This is a genomic window from Bacillus sp. Xin1, assembly GCF_013314535.1.
Taxonomy (GTDB): Bacteria; Bacillota; Bacilli; order Bacillales; family Bacillaceae_G; genus Bacillus_A.
This window is the reverse complement of the sequence record NZ_JABUAE010000008.1, coordinates 1-23,919: the sequence shown is the minus strand read 5'-3', so window position 1 is coordinate 23,919 and position 23,919 is coordinate 1. Positions and strand designations below refer to the sequence as shown.

Genomic DNA, 23,919 nt, shown 5'->3' with positions numbered 1-23,919 from the left:
AACTAATTATAAGTCATTTATCTCTTGAGAAATAATTTATAATTTAAATTAATTTTCCCTCATAATTTTTCAATAATTCATTTCCAGATGAAAGTAAACCTTTCAGATATCTATCTTCTAAAATATCACCTAACACTTCTAACCTACCTATATTCTTATATACATTATTTATATTAATATGCTGTTCATTTTTGTATATTTGATTAATCGATTCAATATATTCTCTTGTAATACACTTAACTTGCTCATTAACATAGTCCTTTGGAATTTTCAATACTCCATCAATTTCTTTATCTTCATTCCCTTTAGACGATATCTGCAACCCACCTTCCAATACCTTTTTTAAATAAAAATAAAATCCTGCAGTCTCTTTACACCTTTCAATTGATTTAATAACATTCACACTAAATTCTGTTTCATCAAATTTGTATAGAGATTTATAGAAAATATAGATGTCTTCAATTTCTAATAGCATTTCTAGACTTAAAGAATCTACCATTTTATTACTTTTCAATAAATACTCTCTTAACATTTCAGGAATTTCAATTTTTCTTAAAGTATCACTGATTGTTACATTCATGTTTTGAATTTCATCCTCTTTTAAAATAAAAATTATCATTTAATATTATAGACCATAACGCTTTTTGTGACTATAGTCTACAGAGATACCTTTAAATAATTTTAAAAGTTAACATTATTAGCAAGAATACCCCTGGATTTCACCAATAAAACACTCTAACTTTGAAGTAAAGACGTACCTTAAGTTACTTTCTATAAGATTAAAAATTAGTAGAAGAAACTCATTCAAAAAGGAAGAGTGAAGAATGAACAGCAACTAAGCTATAAAAAAATAAGAACCTAATTTTTCTTCGAGTAGAAAATCAGGCTCTTATTATGGGTAAATCTCCCTATGAAAACAAATTACATATATTAATTTTTTATATTTTAAACGCCCATTGATATCTAGGTGATTCCCTATATTGATAATGATACAAATTAACAAATGGCCACATATTTTTATTAATAGAACGCCCGATTTCAACAGCTAAACCTGCTGGTCCAGCATAAAATAAATGAATCTCATCATATCTATTTTTGTTATTAAGAGACTCAACTGTTGATTTGAAAATTTGTTGTATGTTCTTTACTTGTTCATTATATAATATGGCATCCACTTTAGGGGTTTGTAGACCTATATCTAGATGATCGTAATCTTCGGTTGTTAAAACAGCATTAATATCATCTAAGTGAACCGGGGCACTTAGCGAAACGCTTATTGCTAATACCTTAGATTCCTTTTCATTAATTTGAATGTTGGGCGAAATGGCTTCTATTGAAGACTTTTCATCACAAGGGGTGTCATATACCCATATTCCATTTTGACGATCGTACTGATAAATACTAACAGGAATTGTATCAGATATAATGGCACCTAAATGTACAAGTAAAGGTACATGGGATAATGGGAAAACTTCAACTGCAACGCCATTGTGCGAACTCATTAATTCTTTAAGTTCATTCAATAATTCAGAATTCCTTCCTTTTATCTTATTCCATCCATCTTCTGTATAATTTTCAAATATTTCTTGAAGAGATACACAATCAACTAGATATTTACTAAGGTTCTCAGATAGTAGAATCTCGTCTGTTGGACTATGCATTGTTTTATGAACTAATGCTAAATGCTTTCTAGAAGTATCTAATCTAGTTTTAACGAATTCTTCATGCTTCCTTTTCATTGCAAACAACATATCCGGAGGGTATTTTTCTGGGTGGTCATCTATTAATTTATGGTGATCATAACACATTAAAGTTAGATTCCTAAGATCTTCTAAAGTATCTTTAGTAAATCCATAGGATTCCATAAATTCATGTCTTGCCCCTCCATTGCTATGCCCGATTATATGAGCAATCTGCCCAATGTTAGATCTTTTACTCTTTGCTTGTAGAACTAAGTTTTTTTTGCATCCCTCATACGAACACATACCTGCACTAGAACTCCATAATTCATTTTTCTCAGCAGATGTTAGTGGGCGTCTATCGTTTGCCATAATTTCACACTTCCCCTTCAATAAATTTGTTCAATGGTTAAATCATGCACAAATCCTTCCCAAATTCTTATCTCTTTGTTTCCAGCTATAATAAAAAATAAACTTACTTCATCACAGACAGTTCTCTTTAAGACATTTTTCCACGAACATATATCTAAAGATGAAGGAGTAGGCTTATCTTCCGGATGAGTATGCCACTCTCCTAAATAACTACAAGTTCCCTGGCTTTCTGTCCATTTTTGTTGTATGAATTTTTGATGATCAGGAAGATACTTGTTAAAAAAATGTCTTTTTCTTATGTCTCTTTTCAAGGGCGTAGAAATATCGTCTATAACAAAATTTCCACTTGAAATTAATTCTCTTCCTACAATTACGCCGCCTGCTTCGTTATCTATTTCTTTAATCTGAAGATGATGATTAATTTTCTCTAAAGCTATATTGTTAATTTTTAAGATTTTCTCTGACCTTGTATTACAAATTATATTCTTCAAAGACTTCGCTCTCCTATCGAGAATTACAGACTGGACATTTTAAAGCTTTATATTTATATTTCATGTCGTTTAGTTGTTCTTGGTTAAAAGATGTGTATCTACTGGATAATTTATAACCTGCTATTTCAAAGTCTTCTGATTCACCTTTATAAGAAATTAACGGGTTATTTGTTTCTTTTCCCTTTAATACAGCTATTACTGCTTTTGAACATTGAACCACTATTTCTAAACTATCTAAGGAACCATAAGGTGTAAACGAAGTTCCACAACCAGATAATGATTTCAAAAAGGATTGATTAGATCCTGCAAAAGAAGCCCTATTCTTTAAAGGGGCATTAGCGTCTGTGTCATAAGTATATAAACACTCATAACAACCATCTTTATTATTATTCAATGTCACAAGGACGTGTCCACCTATCCCGAGTGGTTCAATCCATGTATAGACTGTTGGTGGAAATGAATCAAACTCATGAAATTTTCCATTTAAATATCTTTCAATTGTAGGAGCACCTAAAGCAATAACTATTAAATCTAATTCTTGTAAGGTAGATAAATTTATTTTTCTAACATCTTTAGCAATTGTATTTACTATACAGTGTGGATATTTCCTTTGAATCTCGTTTTTTAATGCAGTTACCTTTGGGTAGTAATAAGTACGGGATTTATTTTCAAATAAAATACTGTTTGCCCCAAGTTCATGTCTATGAATATTATCAAAATCGATAATATCCATATCAATTAATGTTAAATTTGTTATTCCCGACCTAACTAACTCCATAGCTATTCTACTGCCAAGAGCACCAGTACCAATAATCCCTATTTTTTTAGAGGTTAATAATATGTTTCCACCTGTTCTAGGTAATAGGTGTTCTAGGTATAGTCTCTTTACTGTGAAACAATTAATTTTAGAAGTACATGTAATTTTTTGCATAGTTGATTTTAATTTATTTGCAATTCGTGTTTTTTCTTTTGTATTATCTTTCCATGTTAGATTTTTAAATTCAAAAACAATTAAAGAGTTTCCCTCACTAAATCTAGGAATTGACAGCATTACAAAGATTGTAGAATCAAACTGATTTCGCTGTTTATTAAGGAATTGATTTAAGATAATTTTGTTTTGAGAAGAAATGTTATTGATAATAATTTTTTTTATTTGATTGAATGACCAATCCTCATCAAAATCTGGAGGAATTATCGAATTTTTTAAAGGTACAAAAATCCCATTATAACAATTAGGTTTATCATTAATATTGGAGTTTCCTAATAGCGACATCATTTTTAATAATTGTTCTTCATTGCGTTCCTCAATTAAAAATGTTAAATTTCCATCGTTAGCTTGGATTACTTCAAAACTTTTTATTTGCTTAGAAGGAGAAACAATTGATAAAATCTCCTGACAATCTTTCTTTCTATTCCAATAAATTTCGAACTCATCAAAAAGATCCGTTTTATTCACACCTTGAATGCCTTCTTTTAAAGTTTTAATTGCTCTTTTTAAACTTTCTTCAACAATATGGTGTGGATGATTTGTATCTAGCACTAATCCTTGTTCATTCATAAAACAGATTAATCCAGATGGTTCTACATGTGGAATAAATCCAAATATTTTTCTATCTTTTAAATAAATACGTGGCAAAGAATGAGGAAATAAACGATTAAAGGCAATTGAAATATCTGCTTTTTTTTCATTGATACAGATTGTTCCTTCCATTAAGAAAACAAATTGAGAGTTTGGATACAAACTCTCAGGGGGTAAAACTTTTAAACTTTGGATTAAGTCTTTACAATTATCATTTAAATGTGTTTGTATACGTTCAAACATATTGAAACCTCTCTTTATAGCTTAGCTGATGGGCTATCAGTAGCAATTGCTAGTCTTTTAGCAACAGCGGTTTCTTCATTAGTTGCAACAGGGAACGAATCTCCAAATACGGAATTTAACAACTTTGTTGCCTCAATAATATCAGGCTCTGTATTAACTTCCTTTAATACATCCAATAAAGACTCTAATTTTGCTTTGAAATTAGACATCTGAATGTTAGTCATTTTCTCAAGTAAGTCGTTTCCAGGGGGAACAGGTAAACTGATTTTTAAGCGTTCTTCATTTTGATTAGTATTTATATTAAAGTTTAGAGTGAAATTGTTTAATATTTTTTCTAATAATGAAATTAGTGCTTGTAAATCATTTATAGCTTTTTCGCCTGTGAAAGCATCCTTTATATATAAAGTCATATATTGCATAGCGCAAGCGGTAAAAACAATTCCTGATGGTTTCCCACTACCTTTTTCTTTAAAGTGAATATCTTTCCATCTTTTTAAATATCTTATAATTCTCCTAAATTGATCCCGCTCATCTCCAGAAGTAAAGCGATTTTCTATTTCATTAATTAAGCGTTTAGGATTTGAAATTTCCCAATACTTATTTTGCTCTAGGCTATTGATTTTACCTTTTGCAATGTACGTTTCATTGTCAGAATTCACATTAGCATATACTGTTAAATCAACATGGAATACAGGTTCCTCACCTTTTTGATAAGTTACAGTTACACACGGGACTTTTACTTTGACTTCTTTGGTATGACCAACAAGAGCATCATATACCCACTTTTTTGCTTCCACAGGCTTGAATTGATCTTTAGACATTTCGAATAATAAAGCAACATCAATATCATAGTCTCCATCTAAAGGTTTAACACCTGTTTTCATTGCATAACTTCCTTGATTTGTAATAGTAAAGGAGGGTGCATCAACAGAAATTTTCTCTCTTAATTTTTTAATTATAATCTCTCTTTTACTTTTTAGAATTGCATTTTCTTCAGTGTTTTTAAGTTTGATATCTTCATGAAATTTAGAAAAATAAAATTGAATAGTAGCCATAAACCACACACCTTTTTCATTTATAATTTCATTGTACTATGTACATGCCAAATTGGAAATTATTATCTCTTTAATTTGTAATTTATGGATTAATAATTAATCCAAAGCAAAGTTATTTGCTTCCTTTAGCCATAACTTTATGGGTAAAATCACAGTGAGAGTAGATATTTTCAATCCAATTTTATTTTAAAACCAAAAATACCTTAGTTATTACTTAACTAAGGTATTTAAACATAAATTATTTATATAAATTACCTAACACTTCTCGGAGCTCAGGTTTTATATTAATTATTGAGCGAATTTCTTTCACTTTTTGTTCCGCTTCTTTTATATTATCAGCTACTCCTAATTCAATTAACAATCCTGTAGCAACTGTACCTGTACGATTACGTCCGCCAGAACAATGGAAAAACACTTTCTTATCTTGTTCAACAGCTTCTTTGACCGCCGCAATTGCATTTTTTACTGACTCATCTTGCCCTTCTACACCTTCTACGATAGGATAAGCATGATGTTTAGTTCCAGCCGGAAATCCTTCTGGTTCTTCTCCTCCAGCACGTAAGTCAAACACCTCTGTAATCCCGTGCTTTTTTACTGCATCTTGTATAGCGTCTACTCCACCAATATATACTTTTCCTTTTACGAGTTCGTGATAGTTAGTCATGTTTGTTAATCTCCTTCAATTATTACTTAGCAGCAATTCGATCCGCCACTGATAACAAGGCCTGCACCCTGTTGGTCTTCTACATAGTCTAATGTTAAAGTATTAACGATTTCAGCTACCTTTGGATCTATTGCGACTTGAATACCGTTTACTATTTCTGTGACATCATTTTCTTGTGCTTCGCCTAAATTAATACCATAGCTAGGACCACAGCAGCCAGCACCATCAAATGTAAACCGTAATGTTGTAACACCATTTTCTTTCATAGCAGTTTCAATAAATTCTTTTGCTTTATCTGTAATATTCATTTTCATTTCTCCCCTTCATAGTAACTAATTAAAAATGTTTTATTTCACTAAAGCTTTAAGCTTCTCATATCCTACAATATCATCCGATTGCCAAGGGATGATAACACAGTTATTTTGTGATTCCTTTTGCACTTCTTGAATCCACTGTATTTCAGACTGTGCTCTTCCTCTTAACACGAGGTCACTTGTATGTGTTGCGTAAAAACTTTGATTGATAACCCACCATTTAGGAGTAATATCCGCACGTTTTAAATCTTCTTGCAGACGGCTTGCTTCATGAACTGGTGTTGCTTCTGCAAGTGTTACAATTACAACGCTTGTTTCTTCTGGATTACGTAAACGTGGTAATAAGTTTTTCACAGACTGTGGTACTTCACCGGTAGAACGTGCAATTTCCTTATGGTACGTTTGTGCTGCATCTAGTAATAATAAGGTATGACCTGTTGGTGCTGTATCAATTACTACAATTTCATCATTAGCTCTTTCAACAATATCGGCCAAAGCACGAAAGACTGCAATCTCTTCCGTACAAGGAGAACGTAAGTCTTCTTCAAGATATGCTAAACCTTCTTCATCAACTGTATCTTTTGCTTGCTCTATGATTTCCTTACGATAGTTTTCAACTTCTACTTTTGGATCAATTCGACTTATCGTAATATTCCCTTGTTCTCCATGCATGACATAATCAATATGTGCTGCGGGATCAGTTGTAGTTAGGTGAACATGGTGTCCTTTTTCCACCAGACCTACTGCAATTGCTGAAGCTACCGTAGTCTTTCCGACACCACCTTTTCCCATTGTAAAAATCACTCGTTTTCCTGATTCTGAAAGATTAGTAATCAATGTCTGAAGTGAAGGAATAGAGACGGTACTTGCTTCTTCATTCGAAATTGAGAGATTTCCCATTGGTTGAACCAGTTTTCTCATATTTTCTATCCCAGTAACATTAAACGGTACTAATGGAATTTCATAAGTAGGAAGATTTTTTAATTCTTCTGCCATGGTTTCTAACGCATGTGATTGTCTCTTAAACAATGCATTCGAGACATCATCATTTTGCATATAGTCTTTCAAGATTCCATTTACAAGTAGAAATTGATTACAAACACCAATTTCTTTTAATTCATGAGCTGCTCGTTCCGCTTCTTGTAATGGAGAACTATCCGGTCGTGTAACAAGCATTAACATCGTTTGGTTTGGATTAGATAGTGCCTGAACCGTTTGATTATATAACTCTTTTTTATCCCCAAGTCCTGCTAATGGCCCTAAACAAGAAGCCCCATGAGTACTTTCTTCCAGGAAACCACTCCAAGCCGTAGGAAGTTGAAGAAGACGTAACGTATGACCTGTTGGTGCTGTATCAAATATAATGTGATCAAATTTTGATGTTAATTCTTTATTCGTAAGTACCGTAGAGAATTCATCAAATGCAGCCATTTCTACTGTGCAAGCACCAGATAATTGCTCTTCCATCGTTGCAATAACAGCATCAGGGAGCTTTCCACGGTATGGACCAACAACACGTTCTTTATATTCAAGTGCTGCTGTTTCAGGATCTAAGTTTGCTACTTGTAGATTTGGAACACTTGGAATTTCTTTCGGTTTATTCGTAAGTTCTATTTCAAACACATCTTGTAAATTAGAAGCTGGGTCAGTACTTATTAATAAAACTTGTTTCCCCATATCAGCTAACGTAATAGCTGTTGCACATGCAGTAGATGTTTTTCCTACTCCACCTTTACCAGTAAAGAACAAAAATGGTGTGAATGCTATTGTGTTTGGATTATATAAGTTTGTCATTGCCTTTCACTTCTTTCTTTATTTTTTCACGTTTAACTTTAAACGTACGACTGGCTTTTGACTCAACTCTTCTACTGTTATATCTGTTAATTGTGTAAGTTCTTCATTTGTCAGGTGACTTTTTTCTTTTACTACTTTTCCATCTACCAAGGTTACAGGCAATACGTCTGGTCCTTTATCTGTTAATAGTTGACTAATAACAACATTATTGGCAAATGCATCTGGTTCACTTGCCAAATTATAACGAGTCACATCAATTCCTTTATTCTTCAAGTTGTTAACAGCAACTGAAATACGAATTAACTCTGGATCAACACTTGGACCGCAAACTCCAGTAGAACAACACATTGCAGGATCAAAAATTTCAATCTTTTTCATCTCTGATTTCTCCCCTTCTTTATAAAAAAGCCGAGAAAGAATTCTCGGCCTATTTTGTTTTCAATTATTCTCCTGTTTCAGCATACTTTTTAATGCGTGCGCCAATTTCATCGCGAACTCTTTGGAATACAGACCATTCTTGACCCGCTGGATCATCAAATCCCCAGTGAACTCGTTTTACATGAGGTGGTGTTGTCGGACATACATCATTTGCGTGACCACAAAGTGTTACAACTAAATCTGCTTTGTCTAAAATGTCACGGTCAATGATATCAGATGTTTGGTCCGTAATATCAATGTCTACTTCTTTCATTGCTTTAATTGCATTCGGATTTACTCCGTGTGCCTCAATACCAGCAGAAAGTACATTCCATTTGTCACCTAAATATTTTTTACCCCAAGCTTCTGCCATTTGGCTACGACATGAGTTTCCTGTGCATAAAAAGTAAATTGTTTTCTTGTTTTCCATGATAATTCCACCTTTATTATGATTGTTTATTTTTATTGTGTTTGAAAGTATTTACGTTGGAACCAAAGTGCTACATTAACAAGTGCTATCATAACTGGCACCTCAACTAAAGGTCCGATAACCGCTGCAAAGGCTGCACCTGACTGAATTCCAAATACACCTACAGCTACCGCAATCGCTAATTCAAAGTTATTACTTCCAGCTGTAAACGCTAATGTTGTTGATACCCCGTAACTTGCACCGATTTTTTTGCCCATAAAGAAAGAGACAAAGAACATGATTACAAAGTAAATGAGTAATGGAATTGCAATGCGTACAACATCAAATGGTACGCTAACAATCACTTCTCCTTTTAGAGAGAACATCACAATGATTGTAAATAGTAATGCGATTAAAGTAATTGGACTAATCTTTGGAATGAATACTTTTTCATACCATTCTCGTCCTTTCGTTTTTACAAAGATTAAGCGTGTTAACATTCCTGCGATGAATGGAATTCCTAAATATATAAACACTGATTTTGCAACCTCTGCCATTGTTATATCTACAACAGCACCTTCAATTCCTAACCATTCTGGAATAACTGTTACAAACACATAAGCATATACTGAGAAAAATAACATTTGGAATACAGAGTTAAATGCTACTAATCCTGCCGCATATTCTGTATCACCTTTCGCTAAATCATTCCATACGATAACCATCGCAATACAACGAGCTAAACCTATCATGATTAAGCCCACCATATATTCTGGCTTATCTGGTAAGAATATAATAGCCAAAGCAAACATTAAAACAGGACCAATAATCCAGTTTTGTACCAGTGATAATACTAATACTTTTACATCTTTAAAAACGCGCCCCATCTCTTCGTAGCGAACTTTTGCAAGCGGTGGGTACATCATTAAGATTAAGCCAATCGCAAGTGGAATAGACGTTGTTCCTACCTGTAAACTATTCATTCCATCAACGAATCCAGGTGATAGATATCCAACTCCAATTCCTACTGCCATCGCAAGAAAAATCCATAGGGTTAGATATCGATCTAGGAAAGACAGACGTTTTTTCCCCGTGTTGCTCATCCTTCTCACTTCCCTCTCTAACTATTTATTAACAACCACACCGGAGTGTAGGATTGCTCTTCACAATTTGTTTAATTTTCTCTGTTTGGTCTGGTACATGCGCTAAAATATCTTCTAAAAGCGTGTATAAATCACTTGCTTGATTTAAAGAATAATAAATCCACTGACCTCTACGCTCTTCCTGTACTAAACCTAAATCCTTTAACTTTCGAAGATGCTGACTGATAGAAGGTTGGCTCATATCAAATACTTCGAGAAGTTCACAGACACAGCATTCACGTTGCTTAAGGATTGATACTATTGTTAATCTAGTTTTATCTCCTAATAATTTCAGTAATTGGGATACTCTTGTTACTTCTACAACTGTGTTTTCCATATCTACACCTACCTCTTTATAATTACATAAGCATATGCTTATATGTTGTGTAAAAACAAAATGTATTATTCCTTCAAGTTACTTTATTCTCACTTCCGAAATAAGTATATAACTATTTGCTTATATATTCAACGAAAAAGTCTTACCTTTACATAAAGTTCACATTAGATTTTCTTATTTAAAGTTTGTACTCTTTTTCTTATCCCAAAAGATATAAATAATAAATCCTATAGGCCCAGTCAAAAAAATAAAAATTAACCATATCGGAAAGTGCTGCTTACTAATTTTATTTTTCTGATATTCGAGCGTAACATATGCACACATGTAAATTATTAAAAGGTACATACCCACAATTAGCAATTGATCTAACAAGCTTGTCCCCCCATTCTTTTTAATAAATAATTCTTGTGCATTTTCAAAACCATATCATAAGTAAATAATTATATATTTATATAAATGGTACCAAAAAATTTTTATCAATGCTATTTATCTAAGAAATCGTACCATAGCAATACATGCATAAATGATTATGGTTTTTTGTGGTAAAATATACCTAAAAGGGGGTTGCGTATGAAAATTACTATTGGTAACGATTTTAAAATTACAACGGTTCCAGATGAGTCAGGATTAAGTGCTGAACCAGTATATTATGTTTATGAATGGTTTATTAAAGAAACGAACCAAGTCTTTTATATTGGTAAAGGTAAAGGACAACGTTATAAGCAAGAGAAAAATAATCCGTACTTTTTAAGCGTTAAAAATCACTATGATTGTGACACTCGTTTTGTGAAAGAAAATCTAACTGAATATGAAGCATTAATCTTAGAAGAGAGCTTATTCAGTCAAAGAGAAAAAGAGGGCCATGTTTTAACAAACGTGATAGCTCCAAATGCCCTCGGTGCGAATGAAAGACCAGATAACTATGAATTTATGAAAACTCCTGTTATTAAAGTAAGTAGAGTAGATAAGTATTACTTTCAAAAGGAAGATGTCCATTACGATGAAATTGACATGGAGAAGCTTTTAAAATCCCATATTTACAAGACAACTTTTTATGGAATTGCTCCATTATATGACGATTCAATTAATGGATTTGTTAATCAAGAAAAAACTGAAGATATAGTAAAACCTCTAATCCAAAAGGTAAATGATTTTATAGAGAAAAAGGGTGGAAAGACTTACAAATCCCCTGCCAAATCTGCTAAGAGTCTAATCTTTTATGGTCAAATTACTTACGAGAGTTATTTCACCTATAAAACTAAAGGGTATGACGTATATCATTTAGTTGACGTTCTAAAATACATCGATAGATACTAACAGATTTTTTCATTTGATTGCTAAAATGAGAAATGGTAAATAACTACATAATAAAGAGGTATTTACATAGTCATTTCATCCAATTTTGTAAATACCTTTTTTATAAACTTTTGATACAATATTGTTTATTCTTCAGATAATAATTTCTCCATAATCATCACATCAACACGCTCGCCGTCCATTATTCCCTGCTTTTCAAACACTCCTACTTCACGATAACCCATTTTACGATATAGTCCTTGCCCTAGATTATTAAAAGAAAAAGTAAATAAAACAAATTTATAGAATTCATTTTTCTTTCCGGTCTTTTCTAAAGCCAAAAGTAATTTTTGCCCCAAACCTTTTCCACGATATTCTCTCTTTATGTATATAGATAGTTCCCCTACACCCCTATAAGCGCATCGATGACTATACGGATTAATGGAAGCCCAACCGACAACATGTGAATTCTCTTCCATCACAATTACCGAATATCTATTTTCTCTTTGAAACAGCCATTCCATCACATATTTATCTGTTTTTATTTCTGTCTCTAAAGTTGCAATACGATCCTCGATACCCTCATTATAAATAGCCATAATTTCTTGTACATCTTGTTCGGTTGCTCTCCTAATCCCCATACATATCTCCCCCTAACATCTCTTATTTATCTCATAAATTTCTTATAAAATTTATTAATTTAATTAGGTTGTTTCAATTCTTGATAAGCTTCAAGGAAACTCTGATAAGTTTTCTTTCCTAAACTGTTTTTTTCGAGTCTGAACATATTTTGAAAAACATAATCTTTTGCATTTTCAACATTACATTGGTGGGCATTCATTATTAATCTTATATAGGATACAAAATAGTCTTTTTTTAAATTACCCGCATGATTAATAACCATTTCATTGTGTTCTCCTTTCAAGCTTAATTATTCTGTAAGGAGGCGTAATATAAATTGCGCCTCCTTACAGTTATTCTCCTTAACAACAAGATTCTGTACCACAACATGAATCATCAACTTTATTAGGATTAGGATTTAAATTCACACTACAAACGCCAGTCTCTGGCAAATCAAGTTGTACTTTTTCTGCTGCCTCATAATCTCCAGTAAGGTAAGCAACTATAGATCTAACTTGTTCATAGCCTGTCGCCATAAGGAATGTAGGCGCTCTTCCATAACTTTTTGAACCTACAATATAGAAATCTTTCTCTGGGTGTCGAAGCTCTTTTTCACCATGGGGGCGAACAGTACCACAACTATGAAGGTTAGGATCGATTAGTGGCGCTAACGCCTCTACACTTTCAGTAGCAGTATCAATTGAAGTACGTATTTCACTTACCATAGATAAGTTAGGGCGATTCCCTGTATTTACAATCATCTCATGGATATCAGTAATTTTTATTTCTTTTTCATCTTGATGACCTACAATGTCCATTCCATTTTTTGTTCTAGCTACGTATTGAATTTTATATGGTGTCATTACTTCTATGTTTCCTTCATCAACCAATTGATGAATGCGGCTACCTAAAGTACCACGTGCTTCAAGAGCATCTTTTTCCTCTCCTCCGTATGCTTCTTCCACACGTTGCTTTCTCATAATCCATACAATCTTAGTTTCTGGATAGGATTCCTTTAGCTTTGCCAATTCCAACAAAGCATTGATTGCAGAATGACCACTTCCAACAACAGCTACATGCTTATTGGCGTATCGCTTTTGTTCGTTTCCTAATATATCTGGAATACCATAAAAAATATGCTTGTTAAGGGATTGCTCTTCTTTCAACCAGATACCATTAGAATTTGCCGGATTTGGATTTCCCCACGTACCGGAAGCATCTAATATCGCTCTAGCTTCATAAACTTGAAGCATACCTTCTTTTTCTGTATAGATCATGAATGGCATTTTTTCACGATTCGTTGTTTTCATTTTATCTGTATCTTTCTTACCTATAGATCGTACTTTAGTATTCAAATGGATAAATGGTTTAATTTCCGGAAGATTCGCAAGCGGTTGTAAGTATTGTTCTACAATTTCTCTTCCTGTTGGTAATGCGTTTATGTCTGGTGATTCCCAGCCATGTTGTTCAAGAAGAGCTAGAGCTGTTTTATCTATGTTATATTGCCAAGGTGAGAATAACCTTACATGGCCCCATGTAAGAATGTTTGATCCTATTTTTTCTCCAGCTTCTAATAAGATAAATGATTCACCATGTTTTGCTAAATGTGCAGCTGCAGCTAAACCTACAGGACCTCCCCCAATAATGGCAACTGGTAACTGTTTTAATCCCTGCATATCAGTATTGTTTTGTAATGTTTGATTTTCCGTTCCGCAGCACTCTTGTACTTTGAATGAAAGTTGAATAGATTTCATAAAAAAATCCTCCTTATTTTCTCTAAACTTGCAAGTGTAGTTCCTTAATCGAATTCTTTAAATCAAAAAAAATTGATTTAAAGACCAGAATGAATACCAAATTTAATCGCTTATCGAAAATGTAATATTAATCAAAAAAAAATTGATTTAATATATATTAAAATGCTATTTCGTCCCAATCAAAATTATGACATAGGACGAAATATACAGCATAATTGCTCAGATAATAGTGCGTCTACTTCTGTTTTATTAATGTCATAGTAACTCCATGTTCCTTTTGTTTCTTTTGTAATAAGATTCGCGTCCAGTAAAAGTTTTAAATGATATGAAAGTTTTGATTGTGGTAGTTCCAGAACACCAGTTAAATCACATACGCAAGTTTCTCCACGTTGGCACAATTCGTACAAAATGTGTAACCTTTTTTGATCTGCCAATGCTTTGAACTTCTTTTCATATATTTGAAAGGATTGAGGAGTTGATTGATTGTATAATTTTATTTCTTTCATGTTGAGTTCCTTTCATCAATTTTTTTTGATATTTAAAATATATACGCTTTTTTACTTTTCTGCAACCATTAAATCAAAAAAAATTGATTTAATGGTTGCAAACAAATATTTTCAGCATTTTTTCATCACTTAACTTTGTTTTTCTCACATTAATTGTTTATTTTATTAATAATTTATGCACATATACTTAGTTTGTAGACTATAGTCCGTAGAGTAAAAGAAACACCTCTTCCAAAATTATTTTATAAGTATAGGGAGAGTGGTTTCTTGAATCTAGAACAAACTTTTGGCCATGTCTTACAACGACATCGGATAAGCTCACAAATGAGCCAAGAAGAATTAGCATTTAATTCTGGATTAGACAGAACATATATCAGTCTTTTAGAAAGAGGGAAAAGAAAGCCCACAATTAATACTGTATTTGCACTCGCTAATGCATTAAATATTAAACCCTCTCAATTAATTAAAGAATTAGAAATACAAGTATCGGATAAAACATAATATAGAGAAGAAGCCAAATAAAAATAGACTTTTGTTTGGCTTCTTCTCTATATTATGGACCTTCTAATTATAATAGTATCCCTAATTAAATCACCCAATTAGTTCTAAATAGATTGAACTACATTACTTTCGATATTCCTTTTTCAATATATATAGGTTTATTTTATTATGTACAAATATACATCATGATGGCTTGTATATTTTGTACATATTATTAATTATGTACAGCTATCTATTCTATCTCCCACTTAATGTTGCTAATGGATTGGATATAAAAAAAAATTATGTGCATTAGAGATTACGGAGATATTATGACGCAGTAAATGTAGTCAGCTTGCTGCTCTCCTAAGCTATTTCGAAACCCTCTATTTACCGCAACACATATACGTGCATAGGCAATCCCTTGCTTTGTGTAGTATAGTTCTGGATCTTTTGTCAATCTTCCAATTAATACAACTCGATTCATCATATTTATACCACCTCACATTTTTTCTTTATTGTAGAAAAAAATAGAGTATAGGTAAAAAATGTAAAATGTTATATTTCTAAAGAAAAATCCTCACTTTGAATCTAAAAAAACATAAAAAGAAATCCTGCATGTTTCAAACATGCAGGATTTCTTTCAATTAGTCGTTTTTCGTAAAGTAAGAAACAAAACGAAGAATTTCTAAGTACAACCACACTAATGTCATCATTAATCCCATTGCACTGTACCACTCCATATATTTTGGAGCGCCACTACGTGCACCATTTTCGATTAAATCAAAGTCTAGTAATAAATTTAATGCAGCTACTACAATAACAACTGCACTAATAATGATACCAATTGTTCCACCTTGATGAATGTACGGAACAGTAACACCAAACATGTTTAATAGGAAAACCATTAAGTACATAATCAAAATTCCAAACGTTGCAGCCATTACACCTGTGCGGAATTTATCTGTTACTTTTACAACACGAGTTGCATATAAAACTAACATTGCAAATAAAATTGAAATTGTTAGTAATACAGCATTTAAAATAATAGAATTGTCAAAACGAAGCGCATATACCGCTGAAATACTTCCTAAAACAATCCCTTCAACCGCTGCGTAAATAGGTGCAGTAATAGGTGCCATTTTTGGGAAGAACATAGATGCAAATGCGATGATTGCAGCCACAATTAATGCCCCAATTAAAACTGGCATTTGCATTTTCCCAATATACATCTGTATGTATGAATAGACAGACGTTGCAAGAAGCAAGACAAGCATAATAAATGTTTTACCTACCGCTCCGCCAATTGTCATTGCAGATGCACTTGCTCCTTCTTTACGAAATGCCTCTTTCTTCAACATTGGATTAGATGTTCTCATTTTTTCCCTCCTAAAATAGGTTCTACCAATAGTGTAAAGTTTTTCTCTTTACATTTCAATATATGCAGCTTGTTTTTATTTTAAACCTTCAACGATGTCAGATAGTTCGCTCCAGCGTTCCATCGCTTTTTCTAGTTCTTCTTCCGTTTGCTCTTGCGCTTCAGAAAGTTCTTGCGCCTTTGTGAAATCAGAGCCGACATTTGCGAGTTCTTCTCCAATCGTTTCAAGCTTCTCTTCAAGCCCTGCAATCGTATCTTCAATCGTTTCCCATTCACGTTGTTCGTGATAGGAAAGCTTACGTTTACGTTGTTGTTTTGGAGCTTCTTCCACTTTCTTTTCCTTCTGTACTTCTACTTTTTCTAATAGTTCTTGCGCCTTTTGTATATCTAGGTAATCACTATAACTTCCTAGGAATTCACGAACTTCTCCGCCGCCAGTAAAGATAAATAATTCATCTACCACTTTATCTAAGAAGTAACGATCATGCGATACCGTAAGAACGACACCCGGGAAATCTTCTAAATAGTCTTCTAGTACTGTTAACGTTTGTGTATCTAAGTCGTTGGTCGGCTCATCTAATAGAAGTACATTCGGCTCCCCCATTAAAAGACGTAATAAATACAGACGTCTTCTTTCACCACCAGATAGTTTACCAAGCGGTGTTCCATGTGAATGCGGTGGGAATAAGAAACGCTCAAGCATTTGGGATACTCCAATAACTTTACCATCCGTTGTATGAATGACTTCTGCAATTTCTTTAATATATTCAATCATACGTTGGTTTAAGTTCATCTCTTCATTTTCTTGCGTATAATAAGCAACTTTCACAGTTTGTCCAACTTCAATTTCACCACTGTCAGGTGATAATTTGCCTGCAAGCATATTTAATAAAGATGATTTTCCGCTGCCATTAGCCCCAATAATACCAATTCGATCGCCTGGTTTTACGATATGATTAAAGTTGTGAAGGACTGTTTTATCCCCAAACTTTTTCGTCACATCTTTTAATTCAAGTACTTTCTTTCCTAATCGGCTCCCGCTCAGTGAAATATCAACAGATTGCTTCGCTGCTGGACCTTCTTGTTCTTTCAACTCTTCAAAACGCTGAATACGTGCTTTTTGTTTTGTAGAACGAGCTTTCGCACCGCGGCGAATCCAAGCAAGTTCACGGCGATATAGATTTTGGCGCTTTGATTCTTGTGCTAATTCTTGTTCTTCACGAAGTGCCTTCGCTTCTAAAAATGTACTATAGTTTCCTTCATAGCTATACAAGTTACCATTATCCAGTTCAAAAATGCGATTGGTAACACGGTCTAAGAAATAACGATCATGTGTTACAAGTAAAACTGCTCCAGTATACCTTGCTAAATATTCTTCTAACCATTCTACCGTTTCATGATCAAGATGGTTCGTTGGCTCATCTAATATTAATAAATCCGGTGTTTCAATAAAGCACTGCGCCATTGCAATACGTTTCTTTTGTCCACCAGATAAATTTCCAACAGTTGCTGTGAAATCTGTAATACCCAGCTTCGTTAAAAGTGATTTGGCATTCGCGTTTGCTTCCCATGCATTCATCGCATCCATACGTTGCTGCACTGCAAATAATTGCTCCTGCACTTTTTCATTACTTGGGTCTTTTTCTATGTTTAATAATGCTTGTTCGTATTCTCGAAGAAGGCGGATTAGCGGTGTATCACCGTGAAATACTTGCTCAAGCACTGTCAAATTTTCATTAAAATCCGGTTGCTGCGATAAATAGCTAATTGTATAGCCACGCGTATGCGTCATATCACCTGTATCAGGAATCTCTACCCCTGCAATAATTTTTAATAATGTAGATTTCCCTGTACCGTTTACACCAATAATTCCTGCACGTTGTCCCTCAGCAATACTAAATGATAATCCATCGAATAATGGTTTATCCCCATATGATTTTGATACGTTTTCTACTGTTAGCATTTTCATATTTGTGCATTCCACTCTTTCATAAATTGTTCGATAAATTCTTCCATATAGCGATGACGAACTTCAGCCTCTCGCTTCGCAGCATCTGTATTCATTAAATCTTTCAACTTCAAAAGCTTTTCATAAAAATGATTTAACGATGGATCATTATTTTTTCGATACTCTTCTTTCGTCATTACTTCACGAGGTGGAATATTCGGGTCATACATTAAACGTCCTTTTGCACCGCCGTAAGCAAACGTGCGGGCGATTCCAATTGCACCAAGTGCATCTAATCGATCCGCATCTTGAACAATCTTTCCTTCCAAACTTTCTACATTACCACCATGTCCACCTTTATATGACATATTCATAATAATATGAAGGATATGTTCCTTTTCTTCTTCAGCAACACCCAATCCTTCTAGCCAATCAGAAACTTTTTTCATACCAGCTTCTTCACTTTCATTTAACTTCTCATCTGCTACATCATGAAGTAAAGCTGCCATCTCAATTACAAAACGATTCCCACCTTCCTTTTCAGATAAAGAAATGGCTAATTTATGTACACGTTCAATATGGTACCAATCATGTCCACTGGCATCTTTTTCCAAAATATGTTTTACAAAATCAATTGTTTTTTGTATTTGTTCTTGTTTTTTCATTTATCTTCACCCAATTCCTTATTGTAACACGCCCTCATTTTTTCATCACATATTTTCTTGTCTGCCCATACACTATTTTGTATGCATAATCATGAAGGATCTGAAGGAGGAAATAAAATGTTCTATAACAATCAACATCCTTACCCGCAGCAACCATACTATCCTCAAAATCAAGAACAACAATATCGAGAGCCGCAGCTTGAAGACCAAGAACCGCAACAACAGGAATTTCAACATCAACAAAATTCATACGTAGCACAACAATCTCACGAAACACAATACCAACAAAATCCATACGTAGCTCAGCAATCTCACGAAACGACATACCAGCAAAATCAATACTTAACCCAACAAGCTCATGAAACTCAGTATCAACAAAATCCATACGTAGCTCAGCAATCCCATGAAACCCAATATCAGCAAAATCCCTATCAACAGCCACAAATGTATCAACCATTCCAGGACCCGCGTGTTTCACCATCGGCACCAACATTAGATCCAACTCAACCACAAATCTTGCCACCAGCTCCATTTGATCCGGCGCAAATACAAATCTTACCGCCAGGACCTACTACAGCTATTCCCACTGAACCAACACAACAACAAATCCAACAAGTTGTTGGTACACAATTTTTATCTTTAAAGAAACCTGTATTGGACTTCGTAAAACCTTGGGTAGAGTACGGCATGAATGAAGCAAAACATACCTCCCACAAACATGCTATGACAGAGGTTGCTGCGATTATGTTTTTAATTGGAAAAGGGTTCAATCCGACAATTGCTCACTATATTGTAGAGTCTTGGGAGAAGAATGAGCAGTTTTAAAGTTGTTCATTTTGTCTTATATAAAACTATAAAAGTGTCACAAATGCCTGTTATACAAGCATTTGTGACACTTCTTATTTGTTACATTATATTTTATTTCAAAAGTGAATTTCATATTTTTTCACGTGTTTTTATATTATTTGTGAGCAAAATGTGAGCAAAAAATAGCCTTTTAATTAAACTGTATTAGATAAATTTTTATTTTAAAAACAATTCATTTAACATAAATTTCCGCAATAAATCTTGTATCACAATCACCTTGATAAATAGGTATTCCCGTTCCGATTGTTGAACTTGTGTGCGGAACATGTATTCATATATTCAATCCTTCCCAACACCCTCATAAATCCTGTTATATCAATGTTTTTCAAATTATCCCTTTTCAAAATATATTCAATTTTTTTATAAAACGGGGCGTAACTAAATACCCTCACTTAAATATGATGCAGAAAAGTATTTACCCTATAAAGATGTAAGACCAAAATTGAAACAACTAGCTGAGTATTTTAATGAAAATCCAGGACGATTGAATCTGGCACCTATGTAAATGGATATCGAAACTGCTAAAGAAATATTAGAACAAATAGGTACTGATGAAATTTAAATGTTCTAATAAAATAAAAAAGGATTCCCTTTTGCCTTACTTTACATATACGTAGGCTTCTTTTGCAGTAACATAGTATGTTTTGCCCTTGCTGTTGTGTACTTTGTACTGTGGTGAACCATTAGCAGTTACCTTTCGATTATAAATACTCTCCCCCACCGACTGAAGACTGTATAACACACATGTTATAAAAAGGAATTTTTTAAGGAAAAAATATCCAATTATTGTTATAATTAAATCCGCAATATTTTTCCAAGAGGGTTCCTATGAAGAACAGTAGGATAATAGACATTCATACTAGGCACTCCTCTTCCTTAATACGTTCATAGAAATATAGAAAGGGTTTATGCGATGGGACAATTTCAAAGTAATTTTCAAGCAGCACAACAAATCGCTACGCAGATGAGAAATGCTTCGGATACAATCCAAAGTGCGACAAATCGTTCTATAACAAAGGCGACGCGTACTACGCTATCTGTTAATTCCAAAGCACAAGAAGCGAACCAACAGGTTTTAGATTTGACGAAACAATTTTCCGCCGCCTTTCAACAAGCGGTCGATAATATTCATTCGGTAGCCAAAGAGTTCGAGAGAATGGATCACGAACTTCACAATACTTTTCGCTAATGTGACAACCTACGTAAAGGTACAACGGTAGGAGGAAAAAAATGAGTCAAGATATTGAAAAACAAATCAATCAATTAAATCAAAAATTACGAAGTGTATTCGTAGAACAGGACCGGAATCAATCTGCGATTCAAACACAGGAACAAGCGGAAGCAGATTTTCACGAATGGAAAAGTCGAAGCAATCGTTTGTTTAATCGAATTCTAGAAACTTGGCATGGGGATAAAGAGTTATCTCATTTTTTTATGAATATGCGTCAAGAAGCAGGGCACATTGAGCGAAAACTTACATTCGAATTGGAAAACCAAAAAGAAACGTTACTTAAAGAAAGACGAGACCTTAGTGATTTAGAAAATGACCTTTCCTATCAACAACAACAATTAGCAAGGGAGGTCAATGCATGAGTTTAAATATGTATTTGGGAGAAGTACAAAGCCAAACTCAAAGCATGAATGCTGTATGTACCGCTACCATTCAAGGTATGGAACAAGCTATTCAGTCGATTGACGCTTTTGCAATTGATACTGTTCTACAAGGACAAACTTATAGCAGTGCAAAAGCATTTTTTGTACAAACCTTTCGTCCTTTAGCACAAGGAATCATTTACTTATGTGAAGAATTAATCCTTCAGAATGATGCCTTTCCAAGTCAATTTGAATCCAAGGTAGCTTCAACTGATGTCATTGAACAAGAGTTACTAGAACAAATTAAAGAAATTGACCGAATGAAAGCAAGTATGGAAGCCATCACTCAAACCATGCCAATCCCAAGTATGGACGCCATGGTAAATCTTTTTACTGTCATGAGGAAAAAACTGCAAGAAAAGTTAGATCATTTGTATCAGTTCAATCAGACCTCTAGCAATAACTATAGTGCAGCAATTCAATTAGCTGCTAGCATTGCGACAGGCCTTGCCGAAGTCCAAAGCGGAAAAGGATTTAGTCTTGCAAGCGGAACATTTAGTACGCAAGGGTTGAATATGGAGTGGACGACTTCTATTCAAGCGATTACAGAAGAGAAAGCCCGAAAAGCTGACTATTTGATTAAAGATGGAGAGATGTGCGGTAGGCTAGAAGAGAAATCTCCGATTAGAAAGGCTTGGGACGATACGGTAGACGATGTAGTTAAGGTGTTCGAAACAGTAAAAAAGATGTGGAATGGTACTGTAATCGGAACAGGGAAAGCTGTTGAAGATGAAATCAAGTCCATGGAAACTTTAAGTAATATGGATATAAGGAATATGGATATAGAAACTTTTATTAATGTTACATATGCAATTGTACATTTGGATGAAACGGCACAAAATATGTGGCATGCATTTTCAAGTACTATGAAACGAGATATAATAAATGGAGATGCAGAGAGCCGTACACAATGGACTACTTATGGATTAACACAAATAGCTATCGGTCTAATTGCTGATAAAGGACTAGGTAAAGCAAGCCTGGCCACAAAAGGAATAAAAGGAGCAGGTGGAGCAAGTACATTTGCTAAAGGTGTAACGCTAGTAAAAGAATTGAAGCAAGTATCGGAAATTTTACAATCTTTTAAGAAAGATGTTTCTTATGCTTTCTCTGGTGGAAATATCCTAACCAAGATACCTCAAAGCGAACTAAATCAAGACTATTATAATTTTGCAAAGACTAACAATGCTACTAAGGGGATGGATAATACTAATAATAAAACCAGCGAAGCTAATCCAAAAGTAATTGAGGAATTAGAGGGACCTGTTATTGATGGAAAACGAGTTGGAAGTGGAACAAAGATTGATGAAGTAAAACCTATTTGGGGAAGAGATACAAAAGGAAGACCCATCATAGAAAAAGAGTTTCCTCATGTCCCTAAGGAACATGGATTTTCTGATATCGTTGATAATTACTCAAGATTTGCTGATGAATTCCCACTAGTAGGAGGAGATGAAATCACAAGAAGATTCTTCCAAATAGAGGGGAGCTACGCTGGTAAAAAAGGTATCTTTGAGTGGATTGTTGAACCAAATGGAAATGTAAGTCATAGAAGATTTATCGAAAATGGAATTGCTACAGGGAAACCAAATCAAGTTCCAAAAAAGTAAAAGGAGAATTATATGGATTTAATAGATTTTAAGAACAAAGGTCTTAAGTATGATTGGAAAACTATTTATACTGGTGTAAATAAAAAATATTTTGAACCGAATGTCCTTTCTGATTATGCGGTGGAACTAATGGAAGCTGGTGATGATGAAGCTTTTGTTAATGAACTAGCTTGGGGAATAGATTATAGTTGTTTAGATAAAATTTTGTTTAAGATTAAAGATTTCCATTTTCCTAATTTAGAAGAAAATAGTGAAGAATTACAGAATGAGAATAGAAAGCTAAGATTCGTTTATTTATCTAAGTTAAAAGAAAAGATTACTGATGAGGATGAACTATTAAATAGAATTGCAGAGTTTTATGATAGACATGATTATCCTGAAGATATGACAAGTTTTATTACTTATATGCCCCAAGATACCCCAACTACGAAGAAAGATTTGTTAAATAGGTTTTATAAATTTTTGGATTCAGAGAAAAAATTTATTGAATAACTACTTTGCTAGATTCTAAGGGCAAGAAATGAATTTTTTGAAGAACAAGTCTTCTTTAGGATTGTATATTTCAATGAACCATATTACCTGGCTTGGAGTACGTGAAGAGAAAGTTACAAATGAAGAATAATCAACAAAAGAGACCTCACATTT

General features: G+C 33.7%; 26 protein-coding genes and 2 pseudogenes. 7 read left to right on the top strand and 21 right to left on the bottom strand.

Annotated features, from left to right (window positions below):
- Positions 1-43 precede the first annotated feature (43 nt).
- The 12 genes from HRG09_RS10215 to HRG09_RS10160 all read right to left on the bottom strand — a co-directional run bounded on the left by HRG09_RS10215 (position 44) and on the right by HRG09_RS10160 (position 10,496).
- Positions 44-580, bottom strand: coding sequence for a hypothetical protein (locus tag HRG09_RS10215; protein ID WP_250670022.1), 537 nt, complete (start codon positions 578-580; stop codon positions 44-46).
- 358 nt (positions 581-938) lie between these two features.
- Entirely contained in the window at positions 939-2,051 is a 1,113-nt protein-coding gene (locus tag HRG09_RS10210; protein WP_086707752.1) for an SAVED domain-containing protein, read from the bottom strand.
- 17 nt (positions 2,052-2,068) lie between these two features.
- Entirely contained in the window at positions 2,069-2,542 is a 474-nt protein-coding gene (locus tag HRG09_RS10205) for a Mov34/MPN/PAD-1 family protein (protein WP_217447990.1), read from the bottom strand.
- Positions 2,543-2,555: 13 nt separating this feature from the next.
- Positions 2,556-4,364, bottom strand: coding sequence for a ThiF family adenylyltransferase (locus tag HRG09_RS10200; RefSeq protein WP_086707750.1), 1,809 nt, complete (start codon positions 4,362-4,364; stop codon positions 2,556-2,558).
- Between the two features lie 14 nt (positions 4,365-4,378).
- Positions 4,379-5,419 (bottom strand): nucleotidyltransferase domain-containing protein, encoded by a 1,041-nt coding sequence (locus tag HRG09_RS10195; RefSeq protein ID WP_030025495.1) that lies wholly within the window; start codon positions 5,417-5,419, stop codon positions 4,379-4,381.
- Positions 5,420-5,657: 238 nt separating this feature from the next.
- Positions 5,658-6,083, bottom strand: a complete 426-nt coding sequence (locus HRG09_RS10190) for a protein-tyrosine phosphatase family protein (RefSeq protein ID WP_086707748.1) — start codon at positions 6,081-6,083, stop codon at positions 5,658-5,660.
- Between the two features lie 26 nt (positions 6,084-6,109).
- Positions 6,110-6,391: a HesB/IscA family protein gene (locus HRG09_RS10185; protein WP_086707746.1), complete on the bottom strand. Its 282-nt coding sequence runs from the start codon at positions 6,389-6,391 to the stop codon at positions 6,110-6,112.
- 39 nt (positions 6,392-6,430) lie between these two features.
- Positions 6,431-8,191, bottom strand: coding sequence for an arsenical pump-driving ATPase (arsA, locus tag HRG09_RS10180; protein WP_086707743.1), 1,761 nt, complete (start codon positions 8,189-8,191; stop codon positions 6,431-6,433).
- 18 nt (positions 8,192-8,209) lie between these two features.
- On the bottom strand, positions 8,210-8,569 hold the full coding sequence (gene arsD / locus HRG09_RS10175; RefSeq protein ID WP_000717836.1) for an arsenite efflux transporter metallochaperone ArsD: 360 nt from the start codon (positions 8,567-8,569) through the stop codon (positions 8,210-8,212).
- Between the two features lie 64 nt (positions 8,570-8,633).
- Positions 8,634-9,038 carry an arsenate reductase (thioredoxin) gene (gene arsC, locus HRG09_RS10170; RefSeq protein WP_000428327.1) on the bottom strand — a complete coding sequence of 135 codons (405 nt, stop codon included), beginning with the start codon at positions 9,036-9,038 and terminating at the stop codon, positions 8,634-8,636.
- A 32-nt stretch (positions 9,039-9,070) separates the two neighbouring features.
- The gene (gene arsB, locus HRG09_RS10165; protein WP_086707737.1) at positions 9,071-10,120 is read right to left on the bottom strand and encodes an ACR3 family arsenite efflux transporter; all 1,050 of its coding nucleotides are present in this window, start codon (positions 10,118-10,120) and stop codon (positions 9,071-9,073) included.
- Between the two features lie 28 nt (positions 10,121-10,148).
- On the bottom strand, positions 10,149-10,496 hold the full coding sequence (locus tag HRG09_RS10160) for an ArsR/SmtB family transcription factor (protein WP_086707734.1): 348 nt from the start codon (positions 10,494-10,496) through the stop codon (positions 10,149-10,151).
- Positions 10,497-11,066: 570 nt separating this feature from the next.
- Here HRG09_RS10160 and HRG09_RS10155 point away from each other — a divergent pair.
- Positions 11,067-11,813, top strand: coding sequence for a GIY-YIG nuclease family protein (locus HRG09_RS10155; RefSeq protein ID WP_086707730.1), 747 nt, complete (start codon positions 11,067-11,069; stop codon positions 11,811-11,813).
- A gap of 125 nt (positions 11,814-11,938) precedes the next feature.
- Here HRG09_RS10155 and HRG09_RS10150 read toward each other — a convergent pair whose 3' ends face one another.
- From HRG09_RS10150 to HRG09_RS10135, 4 genes are all read right to left on the bottom strand, one after another.
- Entirely contained in the window at positions 11,939-12,433 is a 495-nt protein-coding gene (locus HRG09_RS10150) for an arsinothricin resistance N-acetyltransferase ArsN1 family A (RefSeq protein ID WP_086707727.1), read from the bottom strand.
- A gap of 59 nt (positions 12,434-12,492) precedes the next feature.
- Positions 12,493-12,696 carry a hypothetical protein gene (locus tag HRG09_RS10145; RefSeq protein WP_030025488.1) on the bottom strand — a complete coding sequence of 68 codons (204 nt, stop codon included), beginning with the start codon at positions 12,694-12,696 and terminating at the stop codon, positions 12,493-12,495.
- 79 nt (positions 12,697-12,775) lie between these two features.
- Complete coding sequence (locus HRG09_RS10140) at positions 12,776-14,167, bottom strand: FAD-dependent oxidoreductase (RefSeq protein ID WP_086707725.1); 1,392 nt, start codon at positions 14,165-14,167, stop codon at positions 12,776-12,778.
- Positions 14,168-14,352: 185 nt separating this feature from the next.
- Complete coding sequence (locus tag HRG09_RS10135; protein WP_086707722.1) at positions 14,353-14,673, bottom strand: ArsR/SmtB family transcription factor; 321 nt, start codon at positions 14,671-14,673, stop codon at positions 14,353-14,355.
- A gap of 267 nt (positions 14,674-14,940) precedes the next feature.
- Between HRG09_RS10135 and HRG09_RS10130 the strand changes: the two genes are divergently transcribed.
- Positions 14,941-15,174, top strand: coding sequence for a helix-turn-helix domain-containing protein (locus HRG09_RS10130; protein WP_030025485.1), 234 nt, complete (start codon positions 14,941-14,943; stop codon positions 15,172-15,174).
- A 310-nt stretch (positions 15,175-15,484) separates the two neighbouring features.
- Here HRG09_RS10130 and HRG09_RS10125 read toward each other — a convergent pair.
- From HRG09_RS10125 to HRG09_RS10110, 4 genes and pseudogenes are all read right to left on the bottom strand, one after another.
- Positions 15,485-15,643 (bottom strand): annotated as a pseudogene (locus HRG09_RS10125) (single-stranded DNA-binding protein); the annotation flags it as partial.
- A gap of 157 nt (positions 15,644-15,800) precedes the next feature.
- On the bottom strand, positions 15,801-16,532 hold the full coding sequence (locus HRG09_RS10120) for a Bax inhibitor-1/YccA family protein (RefSeq protein WP_174100677.1): 732 nt from the start codon (positions 16,530-16,532) through the stop codon (positions 15,801-15,803).
- A gap of 75 nt (positions 16,533-16,607) precedes the next feature.
- A complete protein-coding gene (locus HRG09_RS10115) occupies positions 16,608-18,500 on the bottom strand; it encodes an ABC-F family ATP-binding cassette domain-containing protein (RefSeq protein WP_174100676.1) in 1,893 nt (630 codons plus the stop codon).
- Positions 18,497-19,144, bottom strand: a complete 648-nt coding sequence (locus tag HRG09_RS10110) for an HD domain-containing protein (RefSeq protein ID WP_174100675.1) — start codon at positions 19,142-19,144, stop codon at positions 18,497-18,499. The genes HRG09_RS10115 and HRG09_RS10110 overlap by 4 nt, the downstream gene beginning before the upstream one ends.
- A 117-nt stretch (positions 19,145-19,261) precedes the next feature.
- Here HRG09_RS10110 and HRG09_RS10105 point away from each other — a divergent pair, with 117 nt between their 5' ends.
- Positions 19,262-19,969, top strand: coding sequence for a hypothetical protein (locus HRG09_RS10105; protein WP_174100674.1), 708 nt, complete (start codon positions 19,262-19,264; stop codon positions 19,967-19,969).
- Between the two features lie 640 nt (positions 19,970-20,609).
- Here the strand turns inward: HRG09_RS10105 and HRG09_RS10100 are convergent.
- A pseudogene (locus tag HRG09_RS10100) lies at positions 20,610-20,708 on the bottom strand (N-acetylmuramoyl-L-alanine amidase); the annotation flags it as partial.
- Between the two features lie 216 nt (positions 20,709-20,924).
- On the opposite strand from HRG09_RS10100, the gene HRG09_RS10095 reads away from it, so the two are divergent.
- The 4 genes from HRG09_RS10095 to HRG09_RS10080 are packed head-to-tail and all read left to right on the top strand — an operon-like array spanning position 20,925 to position 23,766.
- Positions 20,925-21,200, top strand: coding sequence for a TIGR04197 family type VII secretion effector (locus HRG09_RS10095; RefSeq protein ID WP_174100673.1), 276 nt, complete (start codon positions 20,925-20,927; stop codon positions 21,198-21,200).
- A gap of 41 nt (positions 21,201-21,241) precedes the next feature.
- Complete coding sequence (locus HRG09_RS10090) at positions 21,242-21,604, top strand: DUF3958 family protein (RefSeq protein ID WP_174100672.1); 363 nt, start codon at positions 21,242-21,244, stop codon at positions 21,602-21,604.
- Positions 21,601-23,274: a T7SS effector LXG polymorphic toxin gene (locus HRG09_RS10085; protein WP_174100671.1), complete on the top strand. Its 1,674-nt coding sequence runs from the start codon at positions 21,601-21,603 to the stop codon at positions 23,272-23,274. Before HRG09_RS10090 ends, HRG09_RS10085 begins: the two co-directional genes overlap by 4 nt.
- A gap of 12 nt (positions 23,275-23,286) precedes the next feature.
- Entirely contained in the window at positions 23,287-23,766 is a 480-nt protein-coding gene (locus HRG09_RS10080; RefSeq protein WP_174100670.1) for a DUF2247 family protein, read from the top strand.
- The last annotated feature ends 153 nt before the right edge of the window (positions 23,767-23,919 follow it).

Coding starts and splice junctions, on each gene's coding strand:
- HRG09_RS10145 (WP_030025488.1), bottom strand. CDS start 12,696: ATGGTTATTAATCATGCGGGTAATTTAAAAAAAGACTATTTTGTATCC.
- arsC (WP_000428327.1), bottom strand. CDS start 9,038: ATGGAAAACAAGAAAACAATTTACTTTTTATGCACAGGAAACTCATGT.
- HRG09_RS10210 (WP_086707752.1), bottom strand. CDS start 2,051: ATGGCAAACGATAGACGCCCACTAACATCTGCTGAGAAAAATGAATTA.
- HRG09_RS10135 (WP_086707722.1), bottom strand. CDS start 14,673: ATGAAAGAAATAAAATTATACAATCAATCAACTCCTCAATCCTTTCAA.
- HRG09_RS10115 (WP_174100676.1), bottom strand. CDS start 18,500: ATGAAAATGCTAACAGTAGAAAACGTATCAAAATCATATGGGGATAAA.
- arsA (WP_086707743.1), bottom strand. CDS start 8,191: ATGACAAACTTATATAATCCAAACACAATAGCATTCACACCATTTTTG.
- HRG09_RS10150 (WP_086707727.1), bottom strand. CDS start 12,433: ATGGGGATTAGGAGAGCAACCGAACAAGATGTACAAGAAATTATGGCT.
- HRG09_RS10090 (WP_174100672.1), top strand. CDS start 21,242: ATGAGTCAAGATATTGAAAAACAAATCAATCAATTAAATCAAAAATTA.
- HRG09_RS10195 (WP_030025495.1), bottom strand. CDS start 5,419: ATGGCTACTATTCAATTTTATTTTTCTAAATTTCATGAAGATATCAAA.
- HRG09_RS10215 (WP_250670022.1), bottom strand. CDS start 580: ATGAATGTAACAATCAGTGATACTTTAAGAAAAATTGAAATTCCTGAA.
- HRG09_RS10200 (WP_086707750.1), bottom strand. CDS start 4,364: ATGTTTGAACGTATACAAACACATTTAAATGATAATTGTAAAGACTTA.
- HRG09_RS10105 (WP_174100674.1), top strand. CDS start 19,262: ATGTTCTATAACAATCAACATCCTTACCCGCAGCAACCATACTATCCT.
- HRG09_RS10190 (WP_086707748.1), bottom strand. CDS start 6,083: ATGACTAACTATCACGAACTCGTAAAAGGAAAAGTATATATTGGTGGA.
- arsB (WP_086707737.1), bottom strand. CDS start 10,120: ATGAGCAACACGGGGAAAAAACGTCTGTCTTTCCTAGATCGATATCTA.
- HRG09_RS10095 (WP_174100673.1), top strand. CDS start 20,925: ATGGGACAATTTCAAAGTAATTTTCAAGCAGCACAACAAATCGCTACG.
- HRG09_RS10080 (WP_174100670.1), top strand. CDS start 23,287: ATGGATTTAATAGATTTTAAGAACAAAGGTCTTAAGTATGATTGGAAA.
- HRG09_RS10185 (WP_086707746.1), bottom strand. CDS start 6,391: ATGAATATTACAGATAAAGCAAAAGAATTTATTGAAACTGCTATGAAA.
- HRG09_RS10160 (WP_086707734.1), bottom strand. CDS start 10,496: ATGGAAAACACAGTTGTAGAAGTAACAAGAGTATCCCAATTACTGAAA.
- HRG09_RS10110 (WP_174100675.1), bottom strand. CDS start 19,144: ATGAAAAAACAAGAACAAATACAAAAAACAATTGATTTTGTAAAACAT.
- HRG09_RS10155 (WP_086707730.1), top strand. CDS start 11,067: ATGAAAATTACTATTGGTAACGATTTTAAAATTACAACGGTTCCAGAT.
- arsD (WP_000717836.1), bottom strand. CDS start 8,569: ATGAAAAAGATTGAAATTTTTGATCCTGCAATGTGTTGTTCTACTGGA.
- HRG09_RS10120 (WP_174100677.1), bottom strand. CDS start 16,532: ATGAGAACATCTAATCCAATGTTGAAGAAAGAGGCATTTCGTAAAGAA.
- HRG09_RS10085 (WP_174100671.1), top strand. CDS start 21,601: ATGAGTTTAAATATGTATTTGGGAGAAGTACAAAGCCAAACTCAAAGC.
- HRG09_RS10140 (WP_086707725.1), bottom strand. CDS start 14,167: ATGAAATCTATTCAACTTTCATTCAAAGTACAAGAGTGCTGCGGAACG.